This window comes from Paenibacillus sp. FJAT-27812, from assembly GCF_001273905.1.
Taxonomy (GTDB): Bacteria; Bacillota; Bacilli; order Paenibacillales; family Paenibacillaceae; genus Pristimantibacillus.
Map to the genome: position 1 here is coordinate 4,965,986 of NZ_LIGH01000001.1, position 26,382 is coordinate 4,992,367.

A 26,382-nucleotide genomic window follows, 5' to 3' on the forward strand; every position below is an offset into this window, starting at 1 on the left:
GTCATCAGAGAGGCAGTGGCACATTTATGTTCAAGCAATTTATGAAAGCCGCAAGGGTAAGGGTCATTCCGGTCATGCTTATTCCGGTGGCGCTTGGCGCTCTTGGGGCTTATGTTTGGGATGGCATTTTCAATCCATTATTATTTGTCATTACGCTAATTGGCGCGGGAACGGCCCATTTGTTCTCCAATATGATTAATGATCTGTGGGATTATTACAATGGTACGGATACAGCCGCTCAATCGACAAAAGGGGCGATTGCGACAAACTCCGGTTATTTGACCAAAGGGACTTGGAGCATTCGTACCTTTGCCGCCGTTACATGGGGGTTGTTCGGCATTGCGGCGATCTGTGGCGTTATTCTCAGCTTGCTAAGCGGATGGCCCGTGCTCGTATTTGGCGTACTTGGGGCGTTGATCGCTTATTTCTACGTAGCGCCTCCGATCCAGTTCGGCTATCGCGGCAAGGGGTACAGCGAGGTGGCTATCCTCCTTTCCTTTGGCGTGCTGCCAGTGGTTGGCGCCTATTTTGTGCAAACGTCGCATCTTGATTACAGGGCCTTGCTCTTGTCGCTTCCGATTGGGCTTCTTACGACGCTCATTTTGTTCAATCATCATTTCTTGCACTGGCAGGCTGACAGGCAGGCCGGCAAGCGGACTTTAGTCGTCGTATGGGGCGAGCGGCGTGCACTGTTATTTTCAAGGGTACTGCTTGCGCTTGCCTATTTCTCGCTTGTGGTGAGCGTAATGGCGGATGCTCTTCCTATCTATGCCCTTCTTGCTCTGCCTACGGCGATCCCGCTCTATCTCGTTTACGGAAGGCTCTCTTCCACTAACGAATCACCTGCCTACTTGCCGCTGATGGGAGCTTCCTTGCAAGCAACCGTTCGCTGCGGCGCTATTTTAATCGCTTCTTTAATAATCCAAGGTCTCATATAACATTAACAACCAAGAGAGAGGTCATGACGATGGACAAGCAAGTGATATTAGGTGATTTTCATACGATATTAAATGAAGGGGAAGTATGGAAAATCGGCGGTTTCCCGCTGCAAGACGGCTCCTTCTGGCAATACCGCGAGCCGAATGCAGTCGTTATCGTCCGCAACGGAATGCTGTATGTTCGCGCTCCGCTCAGCCGCTCGAACGATCAAATTCAAATTCTCGATAATGCCAAACATATGTATTATTCAGCCGAGCCCGTTGCCGTTCCAGAGGCAGGCGAAATCAGCTTCGAGCTGCAAATCCGCGCACGTTCCCAAAATACGGCGCCAAACGATTTGTATGACGGCTTTGTATCATTAAACCTTCTTGATTTCTCTACAGGCGGAGCTTTGGATTTCTTCGCAGGGAATGACAAATACGCAAGCGTATATGCCGTGCTGCCTTTTCCAGGGGTGAAGGTGCCGGAGACGGACAAAACCCGTTATTTTTGCGTGTTTAAGGAAGATACGGATTTTGAGGCGAGAGAATTTAATACGTATAAGATTACGTATAATCGCGCTGGGGACGAAGTTGTTTTTTATGTGAATGGCCGCGAGGTGCGCAGAGAGCATAATGTGCCGGTTAAATTCAATCAATTTACGGTTGCGCTCGGCATTATGACGGAGAAGGATTTGTCGCCGGAGGGCAGCGTGTCGGTGCACGGCCAGACGGTCATTGCCGAGTGGTCTCCCATTACGATCGAAATAAAAGAGTAAGCTGTTGTGAAGGAGCTGCGATATGTTATTCGTTCTTGTTGCGTTGTGGGCTATTGCGGCCATTATTTGGCTGTCAGATCGGCAAGCATCCATTAATCATTGGTTAGGCGCCGTAGCATTTAGCGGAGGGGCGGGGGCGCTTGCTGCTGTCCTTGATCTGCAATGGCTTCCTGCTGCAGCGGACGCGGGAATGAATGAGGTAGCGCAGCAACTCCTCTACCGTTTGCAAGCGGTCTCTTCATTAGCTTCCTATTACGGTTTGCCTTATTCCTTCGCGCTGTTTGCTGTTGCTTACCGTCCGGTTCGAATGACGAAGCGGCTGCAGCAGCTGTTGCCATTGTTGCTGCTCATACCGATCCTATTATGTATAGTGTTCACGCCTTTCTATACAGAATTGTACCCGATCTCCTTCAAAATAGTAGTCTGGTGGGCGGTGCCCTATATTCTCTATGGCGCGGTGCAAATACTTCTCAAGCGGCAGCTGCACGCGTCCTTCTCGCGCACGCATTGGATCATTTGCTCGGCGGTTCTGCCTCCGGTTATGTTCTGTATGGTTATGAATTACGTGCTGCCAAGCTTCGGGATGCTGCGCATGTGGGTTTATAATACGTGGATTGTTGGTTTAGGGGTAACGGTATTCGTCATTGGGCTGTTCACATACGGCTTTATGGGTGTGCGGGTTAATATCGACCGGAGGAGATATGACTCTACGCTTCGAGCGGTCACGTCGGGAACGGCCATTCTCAATCATGCGATTAAGAATGATGCCGGCAAAATGCGGCTGTTCTCGGAGAAGATGAAAGCGTACGCCTTAGAAACAAATCAGCAGGAGCTGCTTGCCGATATTGAAACGGTGCTTCATGCCTCCCGCCATATGCAGGAGATGCTGCAGCGCGTTCATCGTCGGACGGAGGATTTAGTGCTGCGCGTCGAGACAACGGATTTGGCAGTGTTAGTCGAGCAAACGATAAAGGGGTATGAGCCTGCCCTAGGCAATATTAAGCTGCATACTTCGCTAAGCGAGGGCTGGAGCTGCCGCGTCGATCCGGCTCAGGTAGGCGAGGCGCTTGGCAATGTCGTTTCAAATGCTTTAGAGGCAATGAAGAACAAGGGAGAGCTGTATATCCAGCTCAGCGAGACGAAGCGAGAGCTCGTTATTGAAGTGCGTGATACCGGTCCCGGCATGGTCAAAAGCGAAATGGCTAAGGTGCTCGAACCGTTCTATACGACAAAAAGCGGAAGCGACACCAATTTTGGCCTTGGCCTTCCCTATGCCTATCATGTGATGCGCAAGCATAAGGGAATGCTTGATATGCGAAGTAAACCAGGTGTAGGCACATCCATCTATATGACGTTTCCTAAACGAAGCGTTCAAGCGGCAAAGACAGTAGTAATGGAAGCGGAAAGGAGTGAAGCCCATGGATAATATTCGGGTTTGGATCGTTGAGGATGATCCCGACTGGCTTCGCGGCCTCGTGGCCTATTTGAACAAGGAGCCTGATATCGAAGTAGTCTGGACGTCGAGCAAAGCAGAAGACGTAAGGCAGGCGCTGCTTGCCGGCAAGCAGCAGCCGACGCCAGCGGACGTTGTGCTAATGGACATTATGCTGGATGGCCGTCCGGAAGGCGTTCTGCTCGCCGAGGAGGCTGCCGCAGCCACAGGCTCGCGTGTCATTATGCTTACCTCTATGGAAGAGAAGGAGCTCATCTTCCGTTCGTTTCAGGCAGGAGCAATCGATTATCAAATCAAGTCCGATTTTGAAAATTTGCCTGAAGCCGTAAGGTCGGCTTTCCGGAGCCAGTCGCCGATCAACGCTGCTGTGGCGGAGCGGATGCGTGAGGAATTTCGCAGGCTAAAGCTGCTCGAGCGCGAGTTCGAGGTTAAGAAGCTGGGCGATCTCATCACGCCGTCGGAGCTACAATTGCTTGATTTGATCGATCAAGGCTATACGCAGCCGCAGATTGCCGACAAGCTTGTCGTTTCGATCCGCACAGTCAAAAACCACGTTAATCATATTTTAAAAAAGCTGAATTTAACCGGTTCGCGAGAGGCGGCTAATAAAGCGAAAGAAATGGGCTTATTTCATAAGAAAAATGACGAGGATAGTACCATATAAAGTTGGTACTATTTTTTTTATGTCATTTTTTTCAAAATGAAGGGGAAGGGAGGGGTTAAGGATGGCGTTTGAAATGTTTTCGATTGCCCACTTTGCCGGTTTGGCCGCAGCTGTGATCCTATTTGCAGGCATTATCGTTTTTCGCAAACAGATGAGGGATCCGGGCGTGAATCGAACCGTGCGTTATGGGCTGGCGAGCTTGTTGATCGTCTGCGAAGCTTCCCTACAGCTATCCTACTTGCTTGAGCATCAATGGGATGTAGGCTCTTTGCCCTTTCAGCTATGCAGCCTAATGGTTTTGGTCAGCGCGGTGTTGCTGTTGACGAATAGAAAAAAGCTGAATGACATCGTTTTTTTTCTAGGGAGCATGGGCGCGCTTCAGGCACTGTTAACCCCAAACTTAGATGAAGCCTTTCCTCACTTCCGTTATTTTCATTTTTTTATCGCGCATATTGCAATCGTTGGCGCTGCATTGTTTATACTTGCTGTGGAGCGATACCGGCCGACTTTTCGATCCGTAATGCGTGCAATCATTTGGCTGCATGTGCTTGCCATACCTGCGGCCATTACGAATACGATCTCAGGCACTACTAACTTTATGTTTTTGGCGCAAAAGCCAGGTACCGCATCTTTGCTTGATTTGCTGGCGCCATGGCCATGGTATTTGCTGCAGCTGGAGGCCATTGTTTTTGCCTTATGCATGCTGTTATATGCGGTCATATGGCTTCTGGACCGTTGGTTGAAAAGAGAGGGACAGACAGCCCGGTCATAATTACTTTCCGCGATGGGGATAATGAACGGGTCTGGCTTGACAACCTGTACGATATATAATAAAGTTACTAAAGTTAAGTAATTAATTATAGCTTTCGATTCGTGCAGCTAATTTTTATGACACATGACATTTGAGAGGCAGGAGAAACAATGACATCAGAAGCATTTTTGGACGCAGTCAAATCAAGACGCACTTTTTACGGTATTAGCAAAGAGGCAGTTATCTCTGACGACAAAATTGTAGAAATCGTGCAAGAGGCGGTTAAGCATACGCCATCCTCCTTCAATTCACAAAGCGCGCGAGTAGTTGTATTGCTCGGCGACAATCATGATAAGCTTTGGGATATTGCAACGAACACGCTTCGCGCTATCGTTCCGGCAGATCAATTCGAGGCGACTGAGCAAAAAATGGGTTCTTTCAAAAGCGGATACGGCACGGTTTTATTTTTTGAAGATAAAAACGTGGTTGACGGCCTAATGGCAAGCTTCCCTTCTTACGCGCAAAACTTCCCGATCTGGTCGCAGCAATCCTCGGGTATGCATCAGCTGGTTGTGTGGACTGCGCTTGAGAAAGAAGGCTTTGGAGCTTCGCTGCAGCACTACAATCCACTAATTGATACAGAAGTGAAGACAACTTGGTCTTTGCCTGATTCATGGCAGCTTGTTGCTCAAATGCCTTTCGGCAAACCAACGGCAGCACCTGGCGAGAAAGCTTTCCAACCGATCGACGAGCGCGTAAAAGTATTTAAATAAGCTTGAATGACAGATGGCGATCCTATGGGTCGCCATTTTTTTATATGAGGTGGTTAAATGCTGGCGCTGGAATTATAATTTACATACGAAACTATGGCGAGTGGAGATAGGGGAGAGCAATTGATAAAAGCAGTATATTTTGACTTGGACGACACCTTGTACGACCAGCTCCAACCGTTTCAGCTGGCGGTGCAAAGCACGGATTTGATCCACCATATCAACGAACAATTGCCTATAGAAGATCTATATAGGCGCATAAGGCGACATAGCGATCTTCTGTGGGAAAAACATATAAGCGGGTAAATGACGCTGGAGCAGCTCCGGATAGAGCGGACGGTTGCGGCGTTTAATGAGCTCAGCATAAAAGTAAAGGATGAAACTGCTTTGCAGCTGCAGCGGAATTACGAGCTGGAGCAAACGCGCCTAACGCTCAGAGACGGCGCTGCTGCTTTGTTTGAGCAATTGAGAGATGGCGGCATGGATATCGGCTTAATTACGAACGGTCCCACCAAGCATCAAATGAACAAAATAAAAGCGCTGGAGCTTTTAAACTGGGTAGACGAGAAGGCTGTCTATATTTCGGATGGAATCGGCATGGCGAAGCCTGACCCCGACGTCTTTCATCATGTTCAGCAGCGCGCAGCCTTTCTGCCAGAGCAAATGGTGTATGTCGGAGATGCATGGCATAACGATATTGCGCCTTCCTCGCAAGCGGGTTGGTTTCCTATATGGCTGAATCCAAGAAGGCAGCATCCAAATGCGGCGGACAGCAACGTGAAATATATGGAATGTCGTGCCCTAAACGAAGTCATGCCGCTGGTCATGGCGTTAAATAATAGGGATACTGGCTGTTTGCTCTAAAAACATGTACAATAAAAACCGATATACTTAGAGTAAATACGACTACATACTTGAAATCGTACAGCTAGGAGGAAATCATGAGTATTGACCCTCGGATTATAAAAACGTTACTGCAGCTTCAGCTTTCTCCGAGCCTGGATTTGCAAGCCGCATCAAACCCCTTGCAAGCAACGACCGGCGACGGCTCTGGTTCCTTATTTGATACGTTATTAAATCAATATATGTCAGACATCTCATCTGAAAATGGCGCGTCAGCTCCGATTCTTCCGGCAGATGCGCTTGCACAGCTTTCTTCGCTGAACGGCCTGCCGAACGTTTCTTACATCGGTTCTGGGGATACTAACCGCACGCCAAGCGAATATGACGAGCTGATCCAGCTAGCCTCCGCCAAGTATGGCGTAGATGCTGCCTTGATCCAAGCGGTCATCCAGACCGAGTCCGGCTTTCGTCCGGATGCAGAGTCCGGTGCAGGCGCAAAGGGCCTTATGCAGCTAATGGACGGTACCGCAAGAGGGCTTGGCGTCACAAATTCATTTGATCCCGCGCAGAACATTGAGGGCGGGACTAAATATTTATCGATGCTCTTAAAAAAATATAACGGGAACGAGCAGGTTGCCCTGGCAGCTTATAACGCCGGTCCTGGACGTGTGGACCGGACAGGCATTCGAACGAATGAGCAGCTCATACAAAATCTTGAAGCGCTGCCGGAAGAGACGCAGCGATATGTTGCAAAAGTGATTCAAGCCAAGTAAAACGGCAGTATTAAGATCACGATTTTGTTTTCTGCCACGCAGGCGGAAGCAATCGATGATCTTTTTCTTTTTTGGAAAGGAGATCATTCCGCGATGTTATATTTTGATCACTGTGCTTCAACGCCGCCTTATGATGATGTCGTGCAGACGATGATGGAGGTTATGAAGTCGCAATATGCGAATCCTTCATCCCTTCACCGTGCCGGCACCGATGCTGATAAATTAATCGAACGCTCAAGGGCGCTCCTTGCGGAGCGTCTGCAAACGAAAAGAGGCAAATGGATATTTACATCAGGCGGGACCGAATCCAACAATTTAGCGATAAAGGGCGCCGCTCGCCTGTATGCGGGCCGTGGCAAACATCTTATTACGACCCAGATTGAGCATGCTTCCGTGTACGAATCGTTCGCCCAGCTAGAGCAAGAGGGCTTTCGCGTCACTTATTTGCCTGTAAGCGAGTCAGGCCATGTACGATTGGAGCAAGTAGAAGAGGCTCTTACGGAGGAGACCATCCTGGTCAGCGTCATGCACATCAACAATGAAATCGGATCGATGCAGCCAATAGAAGCCATCGGACGTATGCTTAAGCGCTATCCGAAAACCTTGTTCCACGTCGACGCGGTGCAAAGCATCGGGAAGCAGCCGATTCATATCGAGGATTGGGGAATCGATCTGCTCAGCGGATCAGCTCATAAGCTTAGGGGACCAAAAGGGGTAGGTTTTCTTTATGTCCGCGACGGCTTAACGCTGCAACCGATGCTTTCGGGAGGCTCGCAGGAGTATGGCAGCCGCCCCGGCACGCAAAATGTGCCAGGCATCGTTGCATCCCCTAAGGCGCTGCGCATGTCGCTTGAATCGATGGAGCAGCGGGAGAAGCGAATGAAGCTGCTTAAGCAAAAGCTCATTCGGCTTATAGGCGAACTGCCGGAGCTTAAGCTTAATGGCGGAGAGCCGTCCGCTTCGCATATCGTCCATTTTTCTTATCCCGGCATGAAGCCCGAGGTTATCATTCATATGCTGGAGCAGCATGATATAATGGCTTCAACCAAATCTGCTTGCTCCTCTAAGGACGACAAGCCTAGCCGCGTGCTGCTGGCAATAGGAGCAAGCCGCGAGCAGGCAACCGGAGGAGTGCGGATCAGCTTTGGGGATGAACATGAGGAGCGGGATATCGATGCCTTAGGCAAGGCGCTGCGCGCCGTTGTCTTGCAATTGAAGCCGCTTGAGAGGAGATTGACTTAAACTTGCTTTATGATCAAATTGTGCTCCGTTACGGAGATTTAATGGTAAAGGGAAGAAACCGCAATAAATTCGAGAAGCGAATGCTTGATCAAGTGAAGCAAGCTTTGCTCCCTTATGAGCATATTACTTATTTCAAATCTTTTGGACGGCTGTTTGTCAAATTGAACGGACATCCCTATGGGCCTGTTGCGGATCGCTTGAAGGATTTGTTTGGCATCGTTTCATTAAGTCCGGTCATGAGCACGGAGCTTGACCTTGAGAAAATAAGAGCAGCGGCGCTTGCCCTTATGCAGTCATTGCCGGAGCAGCCGGCTACGTTTAAAGTAAGCGCCAAGCGAGCTTGGAAGCCATTCCCGCATAACTCGCAGGAAATGAATCATTTGGTTGGGGGCTACGTGCTGCAAGCGATGCCGGGTCTTAAAGTAAATGTAAGCAAGCCCGAGGTTGAACTGCGGGTGGATATCCAAGAGGAAGCGGTTTACGTATTCTACGATGTTATACCGGGCGCAGGCGGATTTCCGTTTGCATCGAACGGCAAAGCGATGCTGCTGCTCTCAGGCGGCATAGACAGCCCCGTAGCAGGCTGGCTGGCGCTGCGCAAAGGGCTTGAGGTGGAAGCCGTCCATTTCCACAGCTACCCGTTCACAAGCGAGCAGGCAAAGGATAAGGTGATCGAGCTCGCAAAACGTTTGTCGTATTTTAGCGGGGAGCCGATCAAGCTTCATCTGGTTCCCTTTACTGAGATTCAAACGACTTTGGTGCAAGCAAAAAGCGATAACCTGATCATTACGTTAATGCGAAGGGCGATGCTGCGCATTACGGAGCAGCTAGCGGAGCGCAATGGGGCAAACGGCATCGTTACGGGAGAAAGCTTAGGACAGGTGGCGAGCCAAACGCTCCCAAGCATGAACGCGATCGGCCGGGCAACAGAACTGCCGCAGCTCAAACCGTTAATTATGATGGACAAGCATGAGATCATTCGGCTCGCGGAGAGAATCGGTACGTACGGGACGTCGATTTTGCCCTATGAGGATTGCTGTACGTTATTTTTGCCAAAATCGCCAAGCACGAATCCAAACCTTAGAATTGTTGAGAAGCTCGAGGCATTAATTCCGAATTATTCGCAATTGCTTAAGGATGCAGTAGAAGGCACCGAGCAGCTGCTCCTATCGCCTGAATTACAAACGACGGTGCAAACGGCGGGCGAGGATAGTTGGTTTTAGCGTTATACAACGAAAAAAAAGCAGGAATCCCGTTAATGGGATTCGCTGCTTTTTTGTTGAGCTTGTTTTTTCTTGCTCTTATTGGTTAATAAACCAGCGACAATCGTAATGATAATGACAAGGATTACGAATGCCCAGAAGATTAGCTGGTTTTCGAAAAATGCTTTGAACGCTTTTTCATGCGTTATCATCTTGGCAGCCGTATAAGCGAGTACCGCGGAACCGAGATATACGATCCATTCAAACCGATTGATCAGCTTGATGAAGATCGTGCTTCCCCATACAACGACGGGTACGCTAATTATTAGTCCTAGAACGACGAGCAGCGTATCGCCATGTGCTGCGCCCGCAACCGCGATGACGTTATCGATTCCCATTGCTGCGTCGGCAATAATGATTGTCCGTATCGATTGCCAAAGCGTGTTGCCTGATTTGATGCCATCATGAGCATCTTCCTGCACGAGAAGCTTGTAAGCGATCCATACTAACAGGAGGCCTCCTACAAGATTTAACCAAGGAACGTTCAGGAGCTGAACGACGAGCAGGGTGGCGATGATCCGAATGCCGACTGCACCTGCAGTTCCCCAAATAACGGCTTTCTTTTGCTGTTCCTTCGGCAGGTTTCGTGCTGCTAGCCCTATAACGATGGCGTTGTCTCCGGCCAAAATAAGGTCGATGAAAACGATGGTCAGCAGGGCGGAGAAAAACTCGACTGAAAATAGTTCCATAAGTAATCTCCCTCCTTCCAAATACAAGCAAGCTTCAAGTCAACACTCAATACGAATGCTGATAAAGATGGATTCATTTTTTTCTTTTTTATTTCGGACATATTCCCGACAGCTTGTTCATACAGCTGATAAGAGGGGGGATGCAGCTTGGACAGCGTCATTATATTTATCGAAATCGTCTTAATTAATGTATTGCTTAGCGGAGATAATGCCATTGTCATTGCCATGGCAAGCGGCCAGCTCCCGCCTGAGCAGCGCAAGCGCGCCGTATGGTGGGGGGCATTAGCTGCCGTAGGACTCAGGTGCATATTAACCTTGGTAGCCATCAAGCTGCTGCAGGTGCCTTTTTTGCAAGCGATCGGAGCCGTTTTATTGTTTTATATCGCCGTTAAGCTGCTTGCGGAGGCTGGAGGACAACAGGATTCGCATACGGTAAAAAAAGCGAAAACGATCGGTCAAGCGATCTGGACAATCGTCGTGGCTGATTTCGTTATGAGCCTGGATAACGTGCTGGCGATCGCTGCTGTCGCCGATGGCGACCCTGTTCTTATTTTGCTCGGAATCGCGCTCAGCATACCTATGATCATTTGGGGAAGCCAGATGCTCGGCAAGCTTTTGCAAAAATTTCCTGCTCTCTCTTATATAGGAGCTGCCTTGCTTGCTTATGCCGCCGGAGGCATGCTCATGCATGATCCCGGCCTCGATAAATGGCTGTTTCATGGCTCCAAAACGCTTGCAGAAGCGATTCCGCTGCTCTGCGTACCGCTTGTCATTGCACTGGCAGTTGTCAAAAAAAAGCCTATATTATAATGTTTATAGCCTGCCCCGTTTACTCAAAATATTGAGGAACGGTTTTTTTTTTGCGGATAGCCTCGCTACGTACTGGTATTTTTGCCTCAGTTCCATTAAACTAATATAGATAAAAACTGTCGTCTTTCGTCAAGATATGCGATTGGCGTTGTAAGGAGCGGAAGCGCAAATGCCTAATAACAAATATTCCGCTGGAATTATTTTGCTGTTAGCCGGGGTCGTTATTTTGTTGGGCAAGTTAGGTGTATTCAGCTTTTTGGGCGCAATCTTCTGGCCGCTGCTCGTCTTGATTCCCGGAGTGCTGTTGCATGTTCTTTACTTCGGGCGACTAGTTCCTGCGGTCGTGCTTGTACCAGGCGGAATGCTCGTCGTATATGCCCTGCTGTTTGTCGTATGCAACCTTTTTGGATGGGATAGCTTGAAATATTTGTGGCCGCTGTTTATTTTTGGCGTAGCAGCAGGCCTTTACGAATATTATTTGTTCGGTTCATCCAGACCGCGTGTTGTGCTCACGGCATCGATTGCGCTAGCTGCCGCATCGGCCGTGTTCGTTATTTTAGTACTTTTGTGGAGCTGGGGGATTTATGCGATTGCTGTTGCACTAATTGCAGCAGGTGTTTGGATGATGCTAGGCAAGCGCAGACGTTGGTAAGGGTATAAACAGGCTTTAAATAAAAAACAAATGGAGTGGATTACAAGTTATGCAAGCAAGAGAGAATTTACGGAATATCGCAATTATTGCCCACGTTGACCACGGTAAAACGACATTGGTTGACAAGCTGCTTCAACAATCAGGCACGTTTCGCGATCATGAAGCAGTACAGGAACGCGCAATGGATTCAAATGATCTTGAGCGTGAACGCGGTATTACGATTTTGGCAAAAAACACAGCAATTAACTACAAGGATTATTTGATCAACATCGTAGATACGCCTGGACATGCTGACTTCGGCGGCGAGGTTGAGCGTATTATGAAAATGGTTGACGGCGTACTGTTGGTCGTTGATGCGTTTGAAGGCTGCATGCCGCAAACGAAGTTCGTTTTGCGCAAAGCGCTTGAATCGAACCAAACGCCAATCGTTGTCGTGAACAAGATTGACCGTCCGAACGCTAGACCTCAAGAGGTTGTTGATGAGGTTCTGGATCTATTTATCGAGCTAGGCGCGAACGATGAGCAGCTTGAGTTCCCGGTTGTTTATGCATCTGCGCTTATGGGTACTTCCAGTCTTGATCCTGAGAAACAAGATGAGAACATGGAAGCACTATATGAAACCATCGTTAGCAACATTCCTTCGCCAACTGAAGATACGGAACAACCATTGCAATTCCTTGTTACTTTGCTTGATTACAATGAATACCTTGGCCGTATTGCTGTTGGACGCGTTAACCGCGGTATCATTAAGCAAGGTCAAACCGTTGCGGTTATGACACGCGAAGGCGGCAATAAACAAGCAAGAATCGAGAAACTATTTGGTTTCGTTGGTTTGAAGCGCGTTGAAATCGAAGAAGCAGGCGCTGGTGATATCATCGCGATTGCAGGTATCCGTGAAATCAACATCGGTGAAACGATTGCTGATCCACAGAAGCCGGAAGCTTTGCCTGTTCTCAAAATCGACGAGCCTACGCTTCAAATGACGTTCCTCGTTAACAACAGTCCTTTTGCAGGACGTGAAGGCAAATGGGTTACATCCCGCAAGCTTCGCGAGCGTCTATACAAAGAGCTTGAGACTGACGTTGCGCTTCGCGTAGACGAAACAGACAGCCCGGATGCATTCGTCGTATCTGGCCGCGGTGAGCTTCACCTAGGCATTCTGATCGAGAACATGCGTCGTGAAGGCTTTGAGCTTCAAGTATCCAAGCCGGAAGTTATCATCAAGGAAATTGATGGTTCGAAGAAAGAGCCTTACGAGCGTCTATTAATTGACACGCCTGAAGAAAGCATGGGCGCTGTTATGGAGAGCCTTGGAACGCGCAAAGCAGAAATGCTTAACATGATCAACCACGGCAACGGCCAAGTTCGTTTGGAATTCAGAATTCCTGCACGCGGCCTGATTGGATACCGTACACAGTTCTTGACATTGACTCGCGGCTACGGCATCATGAACAATGCTTTTGACAGCTACGGTCCACTTGCCGGTTCCGGCGTAGGCGGCCGTCACCAAGGCGTTCTTGTTGCAAGCGAGAACGGTACATCGACATTCTACGGCATGATGGGCGTAGAGGATCGCGGTATTCAGTTCCTTGAGCCGGGCACTGAAATTTATGAAGGCATGATCGTTGGCGAGCATACTCGTGAGAATGATATCATCGTCAACATCTGTAAAGTAAAACAACTGAACAACATTCGTTCCGCTGGTAAAGACGATACCGTTACATTGAAAAGCCCTCGTCTATTCTCGCTTGAGCAAGCGCTCGAGTACTTGAACGATGACGAGTATTGCGAAATTACGCCGAAGACGATTCGTCTGCGTAAGAAAATTTTGAACAAAAGCGAGCGCGAACGCGCGGACAAAAACCGCAAAAACGCACAAGCTAGCGTTTAAGAGCCGATCATTTAACAAACGTAAGGTTTTGCTCGCGCAAAGCCTTACGTTTTCTTTAAAATATAAGTGGGATTATAAGTTAAAACTTATAATCCCACTTATATTTCACAGTGAAACGATTGCTGTGCAACTAAAAAGCGGCGCAGGCCGTTTACAATGGAGAAGGAGGATTGCTGCATGCAGGCTTGGCTAAGCGATCATAAGCTGATTTCTTATTTGATCATTCTGGGCTTTACGATATACATATTCAATAAAGTGTTTCGTGCTCAGCAGAAGCTGCCGTTGTTGAAAGAAATAATGGTCTATGCATTGATAGCGTTCGGATCTTTCGTATTGATGATCTTGCAGGTGGATAAGCTGCCTATCATTCAATGTATGGGAGTAGCGGTTTTAATGATGCTCATGCTTCGGGGGCGTCAACTATATGACAAATGGAAAGGCAACAAAGCCGGCGAAAATGCTCCTCAGAATGCGGAATCAGGCAAATGAAGCTAGAGGACGCTCTTTTTAACTGGCTGCAAATTAAGCTGGTTGCGGATGCTAGGCAGGATGATCAGGCAGCCCTCGACACGCTGGTTTTTTTTGAGCAAATATTGACAGAGGATCATGGCTTGTCGAGCTTTGCCGTAACGAAGATAGACGATACGATGATTCATCTGAAATATGAGAAGGATGGCCGTTCTAAGCTGCAGCTATATCCTCGGGAGCTTGGCGAACAGCTTTTGACGGACATTGAATCAAATCCAAAATACAACTGAACTTGAAGGTGGCACATATGAGCAAGGGTTCAACAGAATTACCTCCAAGAGCGGGCTCTCGTCAACCAGTCAAAACAAAAAAGCAAAAGCCGCGTAAGAAACGCTCGATATGGAAAACATTTTTTATATTGTTATTTGCTGTACTTCTGCTCGTTGCGGCAGGCTTAGCTTATTTGGTGTTTAAAGCTGATAATGCCGTTGATCAAATTGCTGCCCCAAATGATAATGAGGTAGTCATACCTGCCGGAGAGTCTGTTAAGGAAAAAGCAGTAGCTATGCTGTTAATGGGGATTGACTCGCGTTCCCATGGCGGCGGCTTGAATACGGACGTAATGATGGTTGCCGTCTTTAATCCAAAGACAAAGTCCGCCACGCTCGTTACGATTCCACGGGATTCAAACATTGATGTGGATGGCTACAGAGCGCGTAAAGCCAATAGCTTTTATGCTGATTTTTATATGAGCGCACTTAAGAAGGATATGAGCAAAGAAGCGGCTTATGCAGATGCCAAACAAGAGGTTCGCACCGTAATGGGCAAGCTGTTCAACATCGACATTAAATATTCTGCCGTTATTAATTTCCAGGGGTTCGCAGACGTCGTGGATGCGCTGGGCGGCGTGGATGTAAATGTAGATATGCGAATGAAGTATAAGGATTCCGCTGACGGCACGAATATTGACCTGAAGGAAGGCTTTCAAGAGCTGAGCGGAGAGAAGGCGCTTGATTTTGTCCGCTACCGCAAATCGAACAACGGCAAAAATATGTCAAGCGACTTTGAACGAAATGCAAGACAGAGCCAAGTCATTGGCGCTCTAACAGACAAATTGAAATCGTTTGACGGCGTAACGAAGCTTGGTTCTGTTATTGAGGCAGTTGGCAATAACTTAACGATGGATATGCCTTCGAAAGAAATTAAAAACATGATGGCTAAATATGTGGGTATGGGCCGCGATGATATTACAATCATTCCGCTTGAAGGAACATGGAAAAGTCCTTATGTATATTTAGATGAGACGAAGCTTAACGAAGCCCGGGCTGCACTGCAAGCAAAATTGGCTGAATAACCGTAGACTGCAACTAATATTATAGCTATAATAAAGCTACAGAGGCCAGTTTATAAAACTGTTCAGAAGGAGGTCATGCGAATGACCAATGCCGAATCCATAAGATCCGAGCAACCGATCGATCAATTGCTGAAGCAGCCAATCGTTCTACTGCATGAGCTAAATGCGGTATCTGACAGTGTGACCTCGAGCATTATTGGGAGCGGGGACGCGATGGACCATGACGCGTGCTTGTCCACTGCCCTTGTGTGTATCAAACCAAATAAGAACGTTGCTGCGAACAGCTTGGATGTACAAGTTTTCGCAGCCATGAAGAAAGCCTAGTGATCGCTCACTAGGCTTTTTGTGTCTTCAAGGGGGTCTTTACAATTTCTTATTCAACGCAGGAGCTTGCTGCGATTCTGGCCCAATCGGCTTAACGTCACGCGGTATCTGCGGAATGAGTCTTCCTATGATATCGGCCATTTCTTCTGCAAAGCCGGTGATTGGTTTGCCGCGCTTGATGTCAGCGCCAATTTCATTGATTCTCTGAGAGAGATCCATATCCGCAGTAACGAGAGCGTCAATGCCGTATGGATCTTTGTGGAAGGCTTCGGCGACGGAGTATTTAATCGTACCTACTCTTGATCGATCCAGCTTGCTATCCACATCGATGCCAACGATTGCAGTATTGCCGAACACGACGCAATGTGCGTTCGTTACACCGTGAACTCCTTTGGCCAACTGCTCCAGATGTGCCGCAACCTGCTTCGAGTCTTTTATTTCCTTTTTCCTCGGCGCAGTTTGTTGTACATGGACTTTGCCATTATTTCGTGGAGAGGGTGATGTCTCATTACGTGCGACGGTGCTGCACCCTGTCGCTACAATCGCAACAATGATCGCTGAAGTTAGCCATTTGAACATGTTTGCCACCTCTTTTTTATCGTTGAAAAATCTAAAAGTCACCTGTCAATCATAGTCTACCCGCAGCAGCGAATTGCTATGTATGGCCTCTAATGAATATCCAACGCCGGGAGGGTTCTCATGAAAAAAATATTCGTGCTCGATACAAATGTGCTGCTTCATGATCCGCAAGCGATTTTTGCTTTCGACGATAATGAAGTCATAATTCCCGCGGTCGTGTTGGAGGAAATTGATTCCAAGAAGAGGTTAGCAGATGAATTAGGGCGTAATGCCCGTTCAATCTCCCGTCTGCTCGATAAGATGCGTGAAAAAGGCCATCTGCATGAAGGCATCGAGCTTCCGAGCGGCGGCATACTCAAGGTGGAATTGAATCACCGCAGCTTTATGCGCGTGCAGGAAATGTTTGGAGAAATGTCAAACGATAATCGGATTTTGGCGGTCGCGCTGAATTACCATATAGAGCAAGAGAATGAGCCGGAAAAGCAAAGCATTGTCCTCGTAAGCAAGGATGTGCTCGTTCGCATTAAGGCCGATGTGCTTGGATTGCAGGCACAGGATTATTTATCGGATCGAGTCGTCGTCTCATCCGACTTCTATACGGGGTATATGACCCTTTACGTACATCCGGCAGTCATTGATGAATTTTACACCTACCGCTTCTTGACGGTGAACAACCTGCATTTGAACATCCGGTTAAATCCGAATGAATTTGTTATTTTACGCGATGAAATGGGTACTTCAAAATCAGCGCTGCTTAAGGTAAGCCAAGATGGAGCGAGGCTTGAGCCGTTATTTTTAAGCAATGATCCGATTTGGGGCATTACGGCCCGCAATGCTCAGCAGCGCATGGCGCTTGAGCTGCTCCTAAATGACGATATCCCGCTTGTAACCCTCACAGGCAAGGCTGGCACCGGAAAGACGCTGCTGGCGCTTGCGGCGGGCCTTCTGAAGACGGAGGATGAGCATAAGTACAAGAAGCTGCTTATCGCAAGACCGGTAGTGCCAATGGGCAAGGATATCGGCTATTTGCCAGGTGAGAAGGAAGAGAAGCTGCGTCCTTGGATGCAGCCGATTTATGATAATTTGGAATATTTATTCGATACGAAAAAAGCAGGCGACATCGATAAAATTTTGATGGGAATGGGAAGCATTCAGGTCGAGGCGCTTACCTATATTAGAGGAAGGTCCATTCCTGGACAATTCATCATTATCGACGAGGCGCAAAACTTAACGAAGCATGAAGTAAAAACGATCGTATCACGGGTAGGCGAGGGCAGTAAAATCGTCCTCATGGGCGACCCGGAGCAAATTGACCATCCGTATTTAGATTCCATCAGCAATGGACTTACGCATATTGTGGAACGGTTCAAAAACGAGGGAACAAGCGGCCATATGACACTTGAGAAGGGCGAGCGCTCTAAGCTTGCACAGCTAGCCGCTGATTTACTGTAACTAGCTCAAAGCAAAAAGCAAAGAACGAGTCTTAGAAGCGATTCTAAGGCTCGTTTTGTCGTTTTAAGCCATATAGGACATAAGTGCTCCTTTTAGCGTGAAAATTTCCTGTATAAAGGTCCATTTGCTGTTACTATAGTAAATGACATCGATATTTTCCCGTCCGCTTGGTTCAAACGGCTCATTCGCTGTTGCTTTTGTATATTTCCGCTAATTACCAGCAGCCTATAACAGGTTCATTTGGACAAACCTTGAAATTATTGTTATCCTATTTTTAGTAGATTCAAGGATGAAAGGAAGAACGCTGTGACTCCCAGAAAATATGTGCCGTTTATTATCGGTGCGTTACTGTTAGCAGCACTATTGCTTATCCCATTCTCGCGTGATGCAAATCCGACAAGCGTCGGAAAGCCGGACGGGAAATCGAATATACAGCCCGCGCCGGGAGAGCTTGTCATCGATCAGCTTACCGAAATTTATGTAAACGTTTCCTTGCCTAATTCGCAGTTTCTGCAGCTGCAAGATTTAAATCGGAATTTTATGATGAAATATCCTCATATACAAGTAAAACTAACGAATGATCCGTCCAACGGCCATGCATATGACGAGTGGGTGGTTCAGAGCGAGCAGGGGGAAGCGGCAGACATTATGCTTCTCGATAATGGCTGGGTAAGGCCGTTTGCCGTGCGCGGGTTTCTAAAGCCGGCAGACAGCATGATGACGGGTGACACGCTCTCCGATCAGATGCCTGGGCTGCTGGAACCGCTCAAATGGAACGGTTATTTATGGGGGGTTCCGAGGGATGTGAATCCATATGTGGTTGTATGGAGCGGATCTCTGCTGACGGAAGCAGGGTTAAAAGCGCCGCCAAATGATTTTGGAGCTTACCAAGCTGCTGCTGCGCGCATTATCGAGCTCCATCCCGAGGCAAGCATAGTTAACTGGAGCGCAGGGGATTTAATGCAGCAGCTGATATGGCTTGCCGCATTTGATCCGAATCAATCAAACCTGCTGAACATGCAGCCGTTAAATGAGAAGCAGGTCGCGCAGCTCGAATGGATGCAAAAGATGGAAACGTATATTAGCCGCTTCGAGAATAGCGCAGTCGATCAATTAACGGTTTCATTTCAGGGCAACAATTTGCTGGCTGCCATTATTCCTTGGGATGATTACGAGAACCTGAGCGAAGGGCTAAGGAATAAGCTTGTCGTGGATCGAGAAAACATTTATTCCCCATGGCTGAATGGACACAGCTACGCGATCTCCGCCAACAGCGAGGCGGAAGAGGAGGCGATGCTGTGGATCAAAGAAATTACGGATGTGAACAACCAGCAGACGACCTACGACCGATCGGGCCAGCTGCCGGCAAGAGCGTCTTTGTATTCGTTCAACAGCTCGCTGCAGACGGATCAGGTCCAAATACCGCCTGCATGGTGGAAGAAGGTGCTCATTGCGAAGCGGGAGGGAAATGAAATGCCGCTGCCTGATCCGATGTGGCCTGAGAAATGGCAGCACAGGGAGCAGATGTGGAAACATTTTTCCGAAGGGACATTCCAGCTGACTGCCTATATCGAATCGCTCAAAGCGCAAGTAGATTAAACGAAAAAAGCCTGCCCCGTTTTGACCCGGGACGGGCTTCATTTGCTTTTAAGAGGTGGAATCAGCGACTTGGTCAAAGCTTAAGATTCAGCTTTATCGTCAGCTCGCCGTCAGACATTTCGACGGAGTCCGCCTTTAGGAAGGATACGATTAGATCTGGATAAAAGCCAAGGTCAAATTCCTTCTCCAAAGCTCGACGGGTAGTATCGGGCAGCGCGAAGCCGTTAAAAAGTAGCTCATCCACATGAAAGAGGATTGCGTTTTTTGGTTCATTTTCTACCGTATAATGACCGGCGACTTTTATTTCCATATTGCCTTGCTTGCCTTGGGCAACGACTTTGCCGTCAACGAATTCAAACGCAAAATTGTTGAAAATGTCATTTTGCTCGCGCAAAAACGCGTTCAAATCATTCTCAGGCACACGTATCGTGTATTGAAAGCCCTTGATTTCAAGCAGCTGCTTGTTATCCTGAATCCAGGTCGGCAGCTTCTTCATCGCTTTGGAAAGCGCGCGGAAATATTGTTTGACCACGTCGATTCCTGCGGTATCCCAGTAAGAGGTAAGCTCCTTCATCAAAATACGGATGCGGTCGGCATCGGACCGGCCTGACAGCTGTGCATCCAGCTGTTTTTCTAGAGCCACTACACGTTCTCTTTGCGTCCGCAGCTGCTCCTCGATCGTGTTCAGCTCGTCTTGCCTTGTCTCAAGCTTCTGGTAGCCTTCCTTCACCTTCTTGTATTGCTCGACGTATGTATTCAAGGTATGCTTGTCTTGCGTAAGTATAATTTCTGCATAATCCAGCATTTGAAACAGCTCCGATAATGAATCAAACGATAAAAGCGCACGGAACAAAAAATCGCGATCTCCCATATAATAAGCGCGCAAAACGCTTCCAGCCTCGTCCTGCTTGTCCGAGATTTGCTGCTCCTGTAGATGAAGCTGCTTCTCCGTATCCGTCATTGTAAGCGTAAGCTGCTGCTTTTGCTCTTGAATGCGGACGATTTCTTTATCGATTTCCACGACGGATAAACTTTTTTCAAGCAGCGAATGCATGTCCTCCTCATCAACCGGCAGAGGCTCTGCCATAACGGGAAGCCGAATCAGGAGCAGTGCAATTAGGAGCATCACCGTGGCTGCTATGGAATTACGACTACGCTTGGCTGTCAATGTCAACGGCATCGTCCCTCCTCAGCATTCATTTTATGCGGCAATCCATTCTATTATATCTTACATTTGGAAAAGGATGAACCTTATGATGAAGGAAAACCCGCTTGCTGTCTCTATTGCGGCAGCTATTGCAGATTCGGAATTCAAAGGCTGGCCTATCGACCGTGAAGGGAAAAAGCAGCTGGTTAGCTGCATTCCCTTTCATCGCTACATGAGCACTTGTTTATATGATACGGATTACGGTTATTACCGCTCGGGGCCAATCCGCGTAGGCAAGGAGGGCGATTTTTATACAAGCTCGGGAATTGGACATGTTCTGGCTGAGGTTGTTGCTGGCTGCGCAATTAACTACAGCGAATCCGTAGGCGAGCCTCTGAAGCTTATCGAGTGGGGGGCGGGTACGGGGCGGCTTTCTGCACAAATTGCGGAGGCTGGCGCCAAAAGGAGCAGCGAGTGGGCAGAGCGATTCCAATCCATATTGATTGAGGATCATCCGGCGCATGGACAAGCAGCAAAGGAAGCTTTTGCCGAAATAAGCGATACGCTGAGTGCTGAGCCCTTGCTTGCTTCATCGGACGAGGCTTGGGACGCAAGCTGGCTGAAGCAGCCGGCGCTTGTGCTCGCAAACGAGCTGCTGGACGCTTTTCCCGTACACCGCGTGCAGCGGGTAGACGGTGAGCTGCTTGAAATAGGCGTTGCTGGCGATGAGGTGCAGGGCTTTTATGAAGTCTGCATGCCGCTTACAGATTCACGGATATGCGGTTGGCTTGAGCGAGACGGCATTCAGCTGAGAGAAGGACAAAGGACGGAGGTTCATGCAGCGGCAGCAGCGTTCCTTAAGCGGCTCGGAGCGGCAATGAGGACCGGACGCCTAATTCTAATCGATTACGGGCATGAAGCAAGCGAATATACCGCGGAGCATCGCATGCTCGGTACGCTAATGTGCTATTGGCGTCATCAGGCAAGCGACAATCCCTATGTACGGATCGGGGAGCAAGATATGACCTCACATGTCCCGTATACGTTTATTCGTCATGAAGCGGAGGAGAACGGCTGGCGCGTTGCCAGCTATTCGACTCAAAAACAATTTTTGATCGAAAATGGCGTTCTGGAGCTCCTCCAAAACGATTACAGCACCGATCCCTTCAGCAAGGCGGCGAGAATGAACCGATCCGTCAGGCAGCTTCTGCTGAGCGACCAGATGAGCGAAACGTTTAAAGTGATGATTTTGGACAAAATATAACGCGGACAAAAGAACGGTGCCACTCCTAATGGAGCTGACACCGTTCTTTTGTATGGCTTAAACGCGAAACGAGCTTTGCCGTCAATGACAGCAAAGCTCGTTTTCACTTAGCTTAAGTATATGACCTGCCTAGGCGAATCTTCTGTGGCGCCTTTGTTAGAACGGCAAGTCCATCTTGAAGACCGACCAATACGTGAAACCCACGAATGAAATGATCATATATCCCCAGAACATTACGATGTAAGTTCTTTCGGAGAAATTCAAGTAGCCCAGAAATACGAAAGCGACGGCTTGTGCAAAAAATAAAAGCGCAAATTCCGTCATATGGCCTGCAAAAGCCATTAGTCCGATTACCAGGGTCCAAAAGCCAAGTACCCGATACATGCGTGCCATGATGACATCCCCCTTTCGCTGCGACCCGATTTTCTAATGATCATTATAACGTTTGGCGAAATAAGTGTAAACCAAAAACGGTGACGAAATCGCAAATTTTTTATTTAAGGCCATTCCTACATACGAAGTCTAGATATAGTTTGCTCAATAATAAGAGCTAACATGTATGAGTAATTGAAAATTTGGTTATACAATTTAGTATCCAATAGATTCTATGAACTCTACCAAGGGCATAGAGATAAAGTAAGCGCCTTTACGTTAGGAGGTTTTTGTTGCATGACAGCAGTCAGACAAGATGCGTGGAGTCCGGACGACGATCTAATACTCGCCGAGGTTACACTACGCCATATTCGCGAAGGAAGTACCCAGCTTGCCGCTTTTGAAGAAGTAGGCGAACGAATCGGGCGGACGTCCGCAGCATGCGGCTTCCGTTGGAATAGCTGCGTTCGTAAACGGTATGAGGATGCAATCCAAATTGCAAAGCAGCAGCGCCAGAAACGAAATTATTTGAAAAAACAAACGATTGTCGCAACGCCGCATGTATCATCGATTGCCGTTTTTGAAACGGATGAGCGTGGTTTCAAGCAAGAAAGCAGCTCGATCGAGGAAGGGTTGTCCGTAGATGCTGTTATTCGTTTTCTCCGTGGATGGAAGACGACCTATCAGGATTTGACGCGGCAAATCAAATGGTTTGAGAAGGAACTGAAAGACAAAGAGGATGAGTTATATCGTTTGCGCGACCAGAATGAGAGATTGTCCAAAGAGGTCAATAATGTTCAAACGGACTACCGCGCAGTAAACGATGATTACAAGACCCTTATTCAGATTATGGATCGTGCAAGAAGGCTGACCGTGTTAACGAATGATGACGAGGCGAAGCCTAGATTTAAAATGGATGCAAACGGCAATTTGGAACGTATTGAATAAGTTATAAACCGAAAATGTGAGAGGCTGGCCATTTGTAATGGCTGGCCTCTCTTTTTAATGAATATAAAAAAATAAGATTTAGTCGCTTCATGATCAGTTGATTTTTTTTCGCCAGATTTGATACGATGATTGGAAAATAGCGGGCAGCCGGTGCTCGGGAGGAATAAAATTTGCGAATTGATGTAGTAGGCGGGGGATCGCTTGGTCTGCTCTATGGGGCGAAGCTAGCAGATGCGGGCGCTGATGTCACGATATGGACGCGCAGCGAGAAGCAAGCCTTGTTGGTTGCGGAGCAAGGAATCAGGCTGATTGAGCTTGGCGGGACTAGCGAACGGTTGATACGCGTGCGAAGCGAATGGATGGAGCGCGCGAGCGAACGGAGATGGATGAAGGACCAAAATCTTAAAAAAGCAGATTATCGTTGGGTGCTGCTGACGGTCAAGCAAACGGATTTGGATGATCGGCTGTTAGAGAGACTAGCCCAGCTGACAAACAGCCCGATAAATGACGGAACGGCAATGCTGTGTTTGCAAAATGGGATCGGCCACTTGGAGCAGATCCAGAGCAAGCTTCCGAACATGCCGCTGCATGCGGCAGTGACGACGGAGGGAGCTAAACGTCTTGATTCTCGAACGGTGGAGCATACCGGCAGGGGACAGCTTTGGCTGGGCAAGTGGGGAGAAAACGGGCGTAAAGAGAATGAATCTCTCGTTTTCCCGCAAAATATGTTGGTTTCTATGCTGCAATCGGCAGGATTTGCCTCTTTTCTGTCGAATGATTTGGAGAATCGGATTTTCCATAAACTTCTTATTAATGCGGTCATCAATCCGTTAACGGCGATTTTTGATGTGGAGAATGGACAGCTTCCAGAGCATCCAATCCGTGAAAAGCTAATGCGCGAGCTGTATGCGGAATCCGAGCTTATCCTTGTAAACGCAGGTATGAGCATGCCTAAGGACGGTTGGCAGCTCATTATCGATGTTTGCAGGCAAACCAGTCGTAACATTTCCTCCATGCTAAGCGATGTTCGGGCAGGCAGGGTGACAGAAATAGATGCGATTAATGGCGGAGTTGCCAGGCTAGCTGGGAAACAAGGCCTTGAGGCACCGCTTAACAGAGCCATAACGGAACTTGTACAGGCTCTGCATCCGAAGCTGAATGGGAGGGAGTGAAAGACGTTGGAGATGATAGTGAATAGCATCAAACATGCATACGCGTATTTGGCGGTCATTCCAGTCATACCTTTCGCAATCATCTTATTTGGTTATGGGGCTTATATTCAGGATCGAAAGAAAGCATTCCGACTGGCCATGGACGTTACGACGGCATTATTAATCGGGTGCGTAGCTGTATTGTTCGATATTTTATTTGGCAGCAATTTTGGTCTCTACGGCATATTGTTATTTATGCTGCTAGGAGGCGGACTGCTCGGCAATGCGCAGTTCCGCAAGCGAGGCGCTATCGACGGCAAAAAGATTTTCCGAACGATTTGGCGGCTAAGTTTCTTCTCGATGAGCTTGCTCTACGTCGTATTCATGTGTATTTTCATTGGCAAATTGATGCTGACCGCATAATCTACATAACATCCATTAAAACGCCTCTTATAAAGAAGAGGTGTTTTTGCTTTGACGGACGGCTTCACCTTTGTGTACAATTAAAATGTTCAGTTTACTACATTTTAAGTCGCATAGACGACTATCAAGCAGGAGGTTACAGGCTGCGCTATGAGAACAGAAACTTATTCATTGCCAAGCGCTCAGCCTTTGACAGAGGCTTATATACACCGCACTGATGACCGTATCGAAGCATTGTACGGCTATCACGCGGGAGCGGAGCAAGATTGGGATAGACGGTTTAAACGTTTGGAGCAAAGCAGCCATGTGAGAGCTGAGGCTGCCGAAGTTGCGCGAGCGCTTCGTGCTTACAATGAGGCGGCAGGCGCCGCGCCTGAAGTGTTCGCATCGATATCAGCGATTGCAGAAGGTGCGCCGGTTGTCGTGGGAGGTCAGCAAGCCGGCTTATGGACCGGTCCGTTGCTCGTCATACATAAGGCGGTTTCCATTATTGGAGCGGCTAAATCTGCGAGCGAGCAGCTAGGACGGACAGTCGTACCGGTTTTTTGGGTCGCTGGCGAGGACCATGACTGGGATGAAGCCAACCATGCTTATGTACTGACTGCCGAGCAGGAAATGCGGAAGCTATCAGCCGCACGGCCAGAAGGGGCGCGCACCTCAGTAAGCCGCACCACGATTTCAGAGGAAGCGTGGACGGAGCTGCTGGCTGAGCTCGAGCAAGCGCTGCCGCATTCGGAATTCAAGCCGTTGCTGCTTGAGGAATTGCGCCAGATGTCGCAGAAAGCGAAGTCGTTATCGGATTTATTCGCTATGATTTTAAGCCATCTATTTGGTAAGCAAGACCTTGTTCTTCTGGATGCTGACCATGCTGTGATCCGCAGCTTGGAAGCGCCTATGTTTAGAAAGATCATAGAAAAGAACGACGATTTGGAGAAGGCTTATCTCGCTTCCGCATCTAAAGTCAAAGAATTCGGGTACAGCTTGCAGGCTGACGTAACGCCCGGCAGCGCGAATCTCTTTCTGTTCCACTCGGCAAACGGCGATGAAAGAACGCTTCTTCATAAGAAGGACGGTCTATTTCAAGACCGCAGAGGCCAGTTGTCGTTAACGGAAGACGAGCTGCTGCAGATTGCGGATGAGCAGCCAGAGCAGCTCAGCAATAACGTGCTGACACGGCCGCTTATGCAGGATTATTTGTTCCCAGTGCTCGCTACGGTGCTTGGTCCCGGTGAAATTGCTTATTGGGCTTTGACTGGCGAAGCATTCCGTACGCTTGATATGGAAATGCCGATCATCGTGCCTCGTATGTCCTATACGTTAATAGAAGGAACGGTAGCTAAGCATATGGACAAATACGAGCTTTCCTTCGAGGATGTCATGGAGCGCTTTGAGGAACGCAAGAGCGCATGGCTGAAAGAGCAGGACGGATTGTCCATCGAACAGCAATTCGAAGATGCAAGGCAGCAATTCGAGCAGCTATACAAACCATTGCTTGATTTGGCAACAACCGTTCAGCCTTCACTTGCTAAGCTCGGAGACACGAATATGCAAAAAATCGTCGAGCAGATCAATTACATGGGCTCGAAAACCGTTGACGCCTTCAACAAACAATTCGAAGCGTCCACTAGGCAGCTTGATCGTATCCATCACTCCATTAAGCCGCTGGGTAAGCCGCAGGAGCGGGTGCTTAATATGACCGCCTATTGGAATCGATATAGCTTGAATTGGCTAGATAAGCTGCTAGAAGCGCCGTACAGCCGCGAAGGCGGACATGAAATCGTTTATTTGTAAAATAACAGGAGGTT

29 protein-coding genes are annotated in these 26,382 nt (G+C 48.2%); 25 read left to right on the forward strand and 4 right to left on the reverse strand.

All coding sequences use genetic code 11. From position 1 onward, the window contains the following. Positions 1-26: 26 nt before the first annotated feature. The 11 genes from ADU23_RS20645 to thiI all read left to right on the forward strand — a co-directional run bounded on the left by ADU23_RS20645 (position 27) and on the right by thiI (position 9,415). Positions 27-938: a prenyltransferase gene (locus ADU23_RS20645; protein ID WP_053375460.1), complete on the forward strand. Its 912-nt coding sequence runs from the start codon at positions 27-29 to the stop codon at positions 936-938. Positions 939-967: 29 nt separating this feature from the next. Then, positions 968-1,696, forward strand: coding sequence for a DUF6081 family protein (locus ADU23_RS20650; RefSeq protein ID WP_053375461.1), 729 nt, complete (start codon positions 968-970; stop codon positions 1,694-1,696). Positions 1,697-1,718: 22 nt separating this feature from the next. After that, positions 1,719-3,122: a sensor histidine kinase gene (locus tag ADU23_RS20655; RefSeq protein ID WP_053375462.1), complete on the forward strand. Its 1,404-nt coding sequence runs from the start codon at positions 1,719-1,721 to the stop codon at positions 3,120-3,122. Further along, complete coding sequence (locus tag ADU23_RS20660) at positions 3,115-3,813, forward strand: response regulator transcription factor (protein ID WP_053375463.1); 699 nt, start codon at positions 3,115-3,117, stop codon at positions 3,811-3,813. The genes ADU23_RS20655 and ADU23_RS20660 overlap by 8 nt, the downstream gene beginning before the upstream one ends. Before the next feature lie 61 nt (positions 3,814-3,874). Beyond that, complete coding sequence (locus tag ADU23_RS20665; RefSeq protein ID WP_053375464.1) at positions 3,875-4,585, forward strand: YwaF family protein; 711 nt, start codon at positions 3,875-3,877, stop codon at positions 4,583-4,585. A gap of 149 nt (positions 4,586-4,734) precedes the next feature. After that, a complete protein-coding gene (locus ADU23_RS20670; RefSeq protein ID WP_053375465.1) occupies positions 4,735-5,337 on the forward strand; it encodes a nitroreductase family protein in 603 nt (200 codons plus the stop codon). A gap of 120 nt (positions 5,338-5,457) precedes the next feature. Continuing rightward, positions 5,458-5,640 (forward strand): hypothetical protein, encoded by a 183-nt coding sequence (locus ADU23_RS20675; RefSeq protein WP_053375466.1) that lies wholly within the window; start codon positions 5,458-5,460, stop codon positions 5,638-5,640. Then, a complete protein-coding gene (locus ADU23_RS20680; RefSeq protein ID WP_053375467.1) occupies positions 5,641-6,198 on the forward strand; it encodes an HAD family hydrolase in 558 nt (185 codons plus the stop codon). Between the two features lie 77 nt (positions 6,199-6,275). Next, positions 6,276-6,950: a lytic transglycosylase domain-containing protein gene (locus ADU23_RS20685; protein ID WP_053375468.1), complete on the forward strand. Its 675-nt coding sequence runs from the start codon at positions 6,276-6,278 to the stop codon at positions 6,948-6,950. Positions 6,951-7,043: 93 nt separating this feature from the next. Continuing rightward, the gene (locus tag ADU23_RS20690; RefSeq protein WP_053375469.1) at positions 7,044-8,192 is read left to right on the forward strand and encodes a cysteine desulfurase family protein; all 1,149 of its coding nucleotides are present in this window, start codon (positions 7,044-7,046) and stop codon (positions 8,190-8,192) included. Between the two features lie 2 nt (positions 8,193-8,194). Next, entirely contained in the window at positions 8,195-9,415 is a 1,221-nt protein-coding gene (thiI, locus tag ADU23_RS20695; RefSeq protein WP_053375470.1) for a tRNA uracil 4-sulfurtransferase ThiI, read from the forward strand. A 32-nt stretch (positions 9,416-9,447) separates the two neighbouring features. On the opposite strand, the gene ADU23_RS20700 is transcribed toward thiI, so the two are convergent. Continuing rightward, positions 9,448-10,143 (reverse strand): TerC family protein, encoded by a 696-nt coding sequence (locus ADU23_RS20700; RefSeq protein WP_053375471.1) that lies wholly within the window; start codon positions 10,141-10,143, stop codon positions 9,448-9,450. A gap of 147 nt (positions 10,144-10,290) precedes the next feature. Between ADU23_RS20700 and ADU23_RS20705 the strand changes: the two genes are divergently transcribed. The 7 genes from ADU23_RS20705 (at position 10,291) to ADU23_RS20735 (ending at position 15,642) form a co-directional block, all read left to right on the forward strand. Continuing rightward, positions 10,291-10,953, forward strand: coding sequence for a TerC family protein (locus ADU23_RS20705; protein ID WP_053375472.1), 663 nt, complete (start codon positions 10,291-10,293; stop codon positions 10,951-10,953). 169 nt (positions 10,954-11,122) lie between these two features. Beyond that, positions 11,123-11,605, forward strand: coding sequence for a hypothetical protein (locus ADU23_RS20710; RefSeq protein WP_053375473.1), 483 nt, complete (start codon positions 11,123-11,125; stop codon positions 11,603-11,605). Positions 11,606-11,654: 49 nt separating this feature from the next. After that, positions 11,655-13,496 carry a translational GTPase TypA gene (typA, locus tag ADU23_RS20715; protein ID WP_053375474.1) on the forward strand — a complete coding sequence of 614 codons (1,842 nt, stop codon included), beginning with the start codon at positions 11,655-11,657 and terminating at the stop codon, positions 13,494-13,496. Between the two features lie 177 nt (positions 13,497-13,673). Then, on the forward strand, positions 13,674-13,985 hold the full coding sequence (locus tag ADU23_RS20720) for a YlaH-like family protein (RefSeq protein WP_053375475.1): 312 nt from the start codon (positions 13,674-13,676) through the stop codon (positions 13,983-13,985). Continuing rightward, positions 13,982-14,254, forward strand: a complete 273-nt coding sequence (locus ADU23_RS20725; RefSeq protein ID WP_053375476.1) for a hypothetical protein — start codon at positions 13,982-13,984, stop codon at positions 14,252-14,254. The genes ADU23_RS20720 and ADU23_RS20725 overlap by 4 nt, the downstream gene beginning before the upstream one ends. Positions 14,255-14,271: 17 nt before the next feature. After that, the gene (locus tag ADU23_RS20730) at positions 14,272-15,318 is read left to right on the forward strand and encodes an LCP family protein (protein ID WP_053375477.1); all 1,047 of its coding nucleotides are present in this window, start codon (positions 14,272-14,274) and stop codon (positions 15,316-15,318) included. 81 nt (positions 15,319-15,399) lie between these two features. Next, complete coding sequence (locus ADU23_RS20735) at positions 15,400-15,642, forward strand: hypothetical protein (RefSeq protein ID WP_053375478.1); 243 nt, start codon at positions 15,400-15,402, stop codon at positions 15,640-15,642. A gap of 39 nt (positions 15,643-15,681) precedes the next feature. Here ADU23_RS20735 and ADU23_RS20740 read toward each other — a convergent pair whose 3' ends face one another. Then, positions 15,682-16,221, reverse strand: a complete 540-nt coding sequence (locus ADU23_RS20740; RefSeq protein WP_053375479.1) for a YhcN/YlaJ family sporulation lipoprotein — start codon at positions 16,219-16,221, stop codon at positions 15,682-15,684. 120 nt (positions 16,222-16,341) lie between these two features. On the opposite strand from ADU23_RS20740, the gene ADU23_RS20745 reads away from it, so the two are divergent. Beyond that, positions 16,342-17,673: a PhoH family protein gene (locus ADU23_RS20745; RefSeq protein ID WP_053375480.1), complete on the forward strand. Its 1,332-nt coding sequence runs from the start codon at positions 16,342-16,344 to the stop codon at positions 17,671-17,673. A gap of 306 nt (positions 17,674-17,979) precedes the next feature. Continuing rightward, positions 17,980-19,272, forward strand: coding sequence for an ABC transporter substrate-binding protein (locus ADU23_RS20750; protein ID WP_053375481.1), 1,293 nt, complete (start codon positions 17,980-17,982; stop codon positions 19,270-19,272). A gap of 73 nt (positions 19,273-19,345) precedes the next feature. On the opposite strand, the gene ADU23_RS20755 is transcribed toward ADU23_RS20750, so the two are convergent. Beyond that, positions 19,346-20,452, reverse strand: coding sequence for a coiled-coil domain-containing protein (locus ADU23_RS20755; RefSeq protein ID WP_053375482.1), 1,107 nt, complete (start codon positions 20,450-20,452; stop codon positions 19,346-19,348). A 73-nt stretch (positions 20,453-20,525) separates the two neighbouring features. On the opposite strand from ADU23_RS20755, the gene ADU23_RS20760 reads away from it, so the two are divergent. Next, entirely contained in the window at positions 20,526-21,683 is a 1,158-nt protein-coding gene (locus ADU23_RS20760; RefSeq protein ID WP_197286094.1) for a class I SAM-dependent methyltransferase, read from the forward strand. Positions 21,684-21,839: 156 nt separating this feature from the next. Here the strand turns inward: ADU23_RS20760 and ADU23_RS20765 are convergent, their stop codons facing one another. Further along, a complete protein-coding gene (locus ADU23_RS20765) occupies positions 21,840-22,076 on the reverse strand; it encodes a DUF2626 domain-containing protein (RefSeq protein ID WP_053375484.1) in 237 nt (78 codons plus the stop codon). A gap of 276 nt (positions 22,077-22,352) precedes the next feature. Here ADU23_RS20765 and ADU23_RS20770 point away from each other — a divergent pair, with 276 nt between their 5' ends. From ADU23_RS20770 to bshC, 4 genes are all read left to right on the forward strand, one after another. Further along, positions 22,353-23,003 (forward strand): RsfA family transcriptional regulator, encoded by a 651-nt coding sequence (locus ADU23_RS20770; protein WP_053375485.1) that lies wholly within the window; start codon positions 22,353-22,355, stop codon positions 23,001-23,003. A 170-nt stretch (positions 23,004-23,173) separates the two neighbouring features. Then, positions 23,174-24,175: a ketopantoate reductase family protein gene (locus ADU23_RS20775; protein ID WP_053375486.1), complete on the forward strand. Its 1,002-nt coding sequence runs from the start codon at positions 23,174-23,176 to the stop codon at positions 24,173-24,175. Between the two features lie 12 nt (positions 24,176-24,187). Then, a complete protein-coding gene (locus ADU23_RS20780; RefSeq protein WP_053377748.1) occupies positions 24,188-24,577 on the forward strand; it encodes a DUF3397 domain-containing protein in 390 nt (129 codons plus the stop codon). Between the two features lie 150 nt (positions 24,578-24,727). After that, a complete protein-coding gene (bshC, locus tag ADU23_RS20785; protein WP_053375487.1) occupies positions 24,728-26,368 on the forward strand; it encodes a bacillithiol biosynthesis cysteine-adding enzyme BshC in 1,641 nt (546 codons plus the stop codon). Positions 26,369-26,382 lie beyond the last annotated feature (14 nt).

Excerpts from the sequence above, each read along its gene's own strand:
- ADU23_RS20645 (WP_053375460.1), top strand. The coding sequence starts at position 27 with ATGTTCAAGCAATTTATGAAAGCCGCAAGGGTAAGGGTCATTCCGGTC.
- ADU23_RS20650 (WP_053375461.1), top strand. The coding sequence starts at position 968 with ATGGACAAGCAAGTGATATTAGGTGATTTTCATACGATATTAAATGAA.
- ADU23_RS20655 (WP_053375462.1), top strand. The coding sequence starts at position 1,719 with ATGTTATTCGTTCTTGTTGCGTTGTGGGCTATTGCGGCCATTATTTGG.
- ADU23_RS20660 (WP_053375463.1), top strand. The coding sequence starts at position 3,115 with ATGGATAATATTCGGGTTTGGATCGTTGAGGATGATCCCGACTGGCTT.
- ADU23_RS20665 (WP_053375464.1), top strand. The coding sequence starts at position 3,875 with ATGGCGTTTGAAATGTTTTCGATTGCCCACTTTGCCGGTTTGGCCGCA.
- ADU23_RS20670 (WP_053375465.1), top strand. The coding sequence starts at position 4,735 with ATGACATCAGAAGCATTTTTGGACGCAGTCAAATCAAGACGCACTTTT.
- ADU23_RS20680 (WP_053375467.1), top strand. The coding sequence starts at position 5,641 with ATGACGCTGGAGCAGCTCCGGATAGAGCGGACGGTTGCGGCGTTTAAT.
- ADU23_RS20685 (WP_053375468.1), top strand. The coding sequence starts at position 6,276 with ATGAGTATTGACCCTCGGATTATAAAAACGTTACTGCAGCTTCAGCTT.
- ADU23_RS20690 (WP_053375469.1), top strand. The coding sequence starts at position 7,044 with ATGTTATATTTTGATCACTGTGCTTCAACGCCGCCTTATGATGATGTC.
- ADU23_RS20700 (WP_053375471.1), bottom strand. The coding sequence starts at position 10,143 with ATGGAACTATTTTCAGTCGAGTTTTTCTCCGCCCTGCTGACCATCGTT.
- ADU23_RS20710 (WP_053375473.1), top strand. The coding sequence starts at position 11,123 with ATGCCTAATAACAAATATTCCGCTGGAATTATTTTGCTGTTAGCCGGG.
- typA (WP_053375474.1), top strand. The coding sequence starts at position 11,655 with ATGCAAGCAAGAGAGAATTTACGGAATATCGCAATTATTGCCCACGTT.
- ADU23_RS20720 (WP_053375475.1), top strand. The coding sequence starts at position 13,674 with ATGCAGGCTTGGCTAAGCGATCATAAGCTGATTTCTTATTTGATCATT.
- ADU23_RS20725 (WP_053375476.1), top strand. The coding sequence starts at position 13,982 with ATGAAGCTAGAGGACGCTCTTTTTAACTGGCTGCAAATTAAGCTGGTT.
- ADU23_RS20730 (WP_053375477.1), top strand. The coding sequence starts at position 14,272 with ATGAGCAAGGGTTCAACAGAATTACCTCCAAGAGCGGGCTCTCGTCAA.
- ADU23_RS20735 (WP_053375478.1), top strand. The coding sequence starts at position 15,400 with ATGACCAATGCCGAATCCATAAGATCCGAGCAACCGATCGATCAATTG.
- ADU23_RS20740 (WP_053375479.1), bottom strand. The coding sequence starts at position 16,221 with ATGTTCAAATGGCTAACTTCAGCGATCATTGTTGCGATTGTAGCGACA.
- ADU23_RS20745 (WP_053375480.1), top strand. The coding sequence starts at position 16,342 with ATGAAAAAAATATTCGTGCTCGATACAAATGTGCTGCTTCATGATCCG.
- ADU23_RS20755 (WP_053375482.1), bottom strand. The coding sequence starts at position 20,452 with ATGCCGTTGACATTGACAGCCAAGCGTAGTCGTAATTCCATAGCAGCC.
- ADU23_RS20760 (WP_197286094.1), top strand. The coding sequence starts at position 20,526 with ATGATGAAGGAAAACCCGCTTGCTGTCTCTATTGCGGCAGCTATTGCA.
- ADU23_RS20765 (WP_053375484.1), bottom strand. The coding sequence starts at position 22,076 with ATGGCACGCATGTATCGGGTACTTGGCTTTTGGACCCTGGTAATCGGA.
- ADU23_RS20770 (WP_053375485.1), top strand. The coding sequence starts at position 22,353 with ATGACAGCAGTCAGACAAGATGCGTGGAGTCCGGACGACGATCTAATA.
- ADU23_RS20780 (WP_053377748.1), top strand. The coding sequence starts at position 24,188 with ATGATAGTGAATAGCATCAAACATGCATACGCGTATTTGGCGGTCATT.
- bshC (WP_053375487.1), top strand. The coding sequence starts at position 24,728 with ATGAGAACAGAAACTTATTCATTGCCAAGCGCTCAGCCTTTGACAGAG.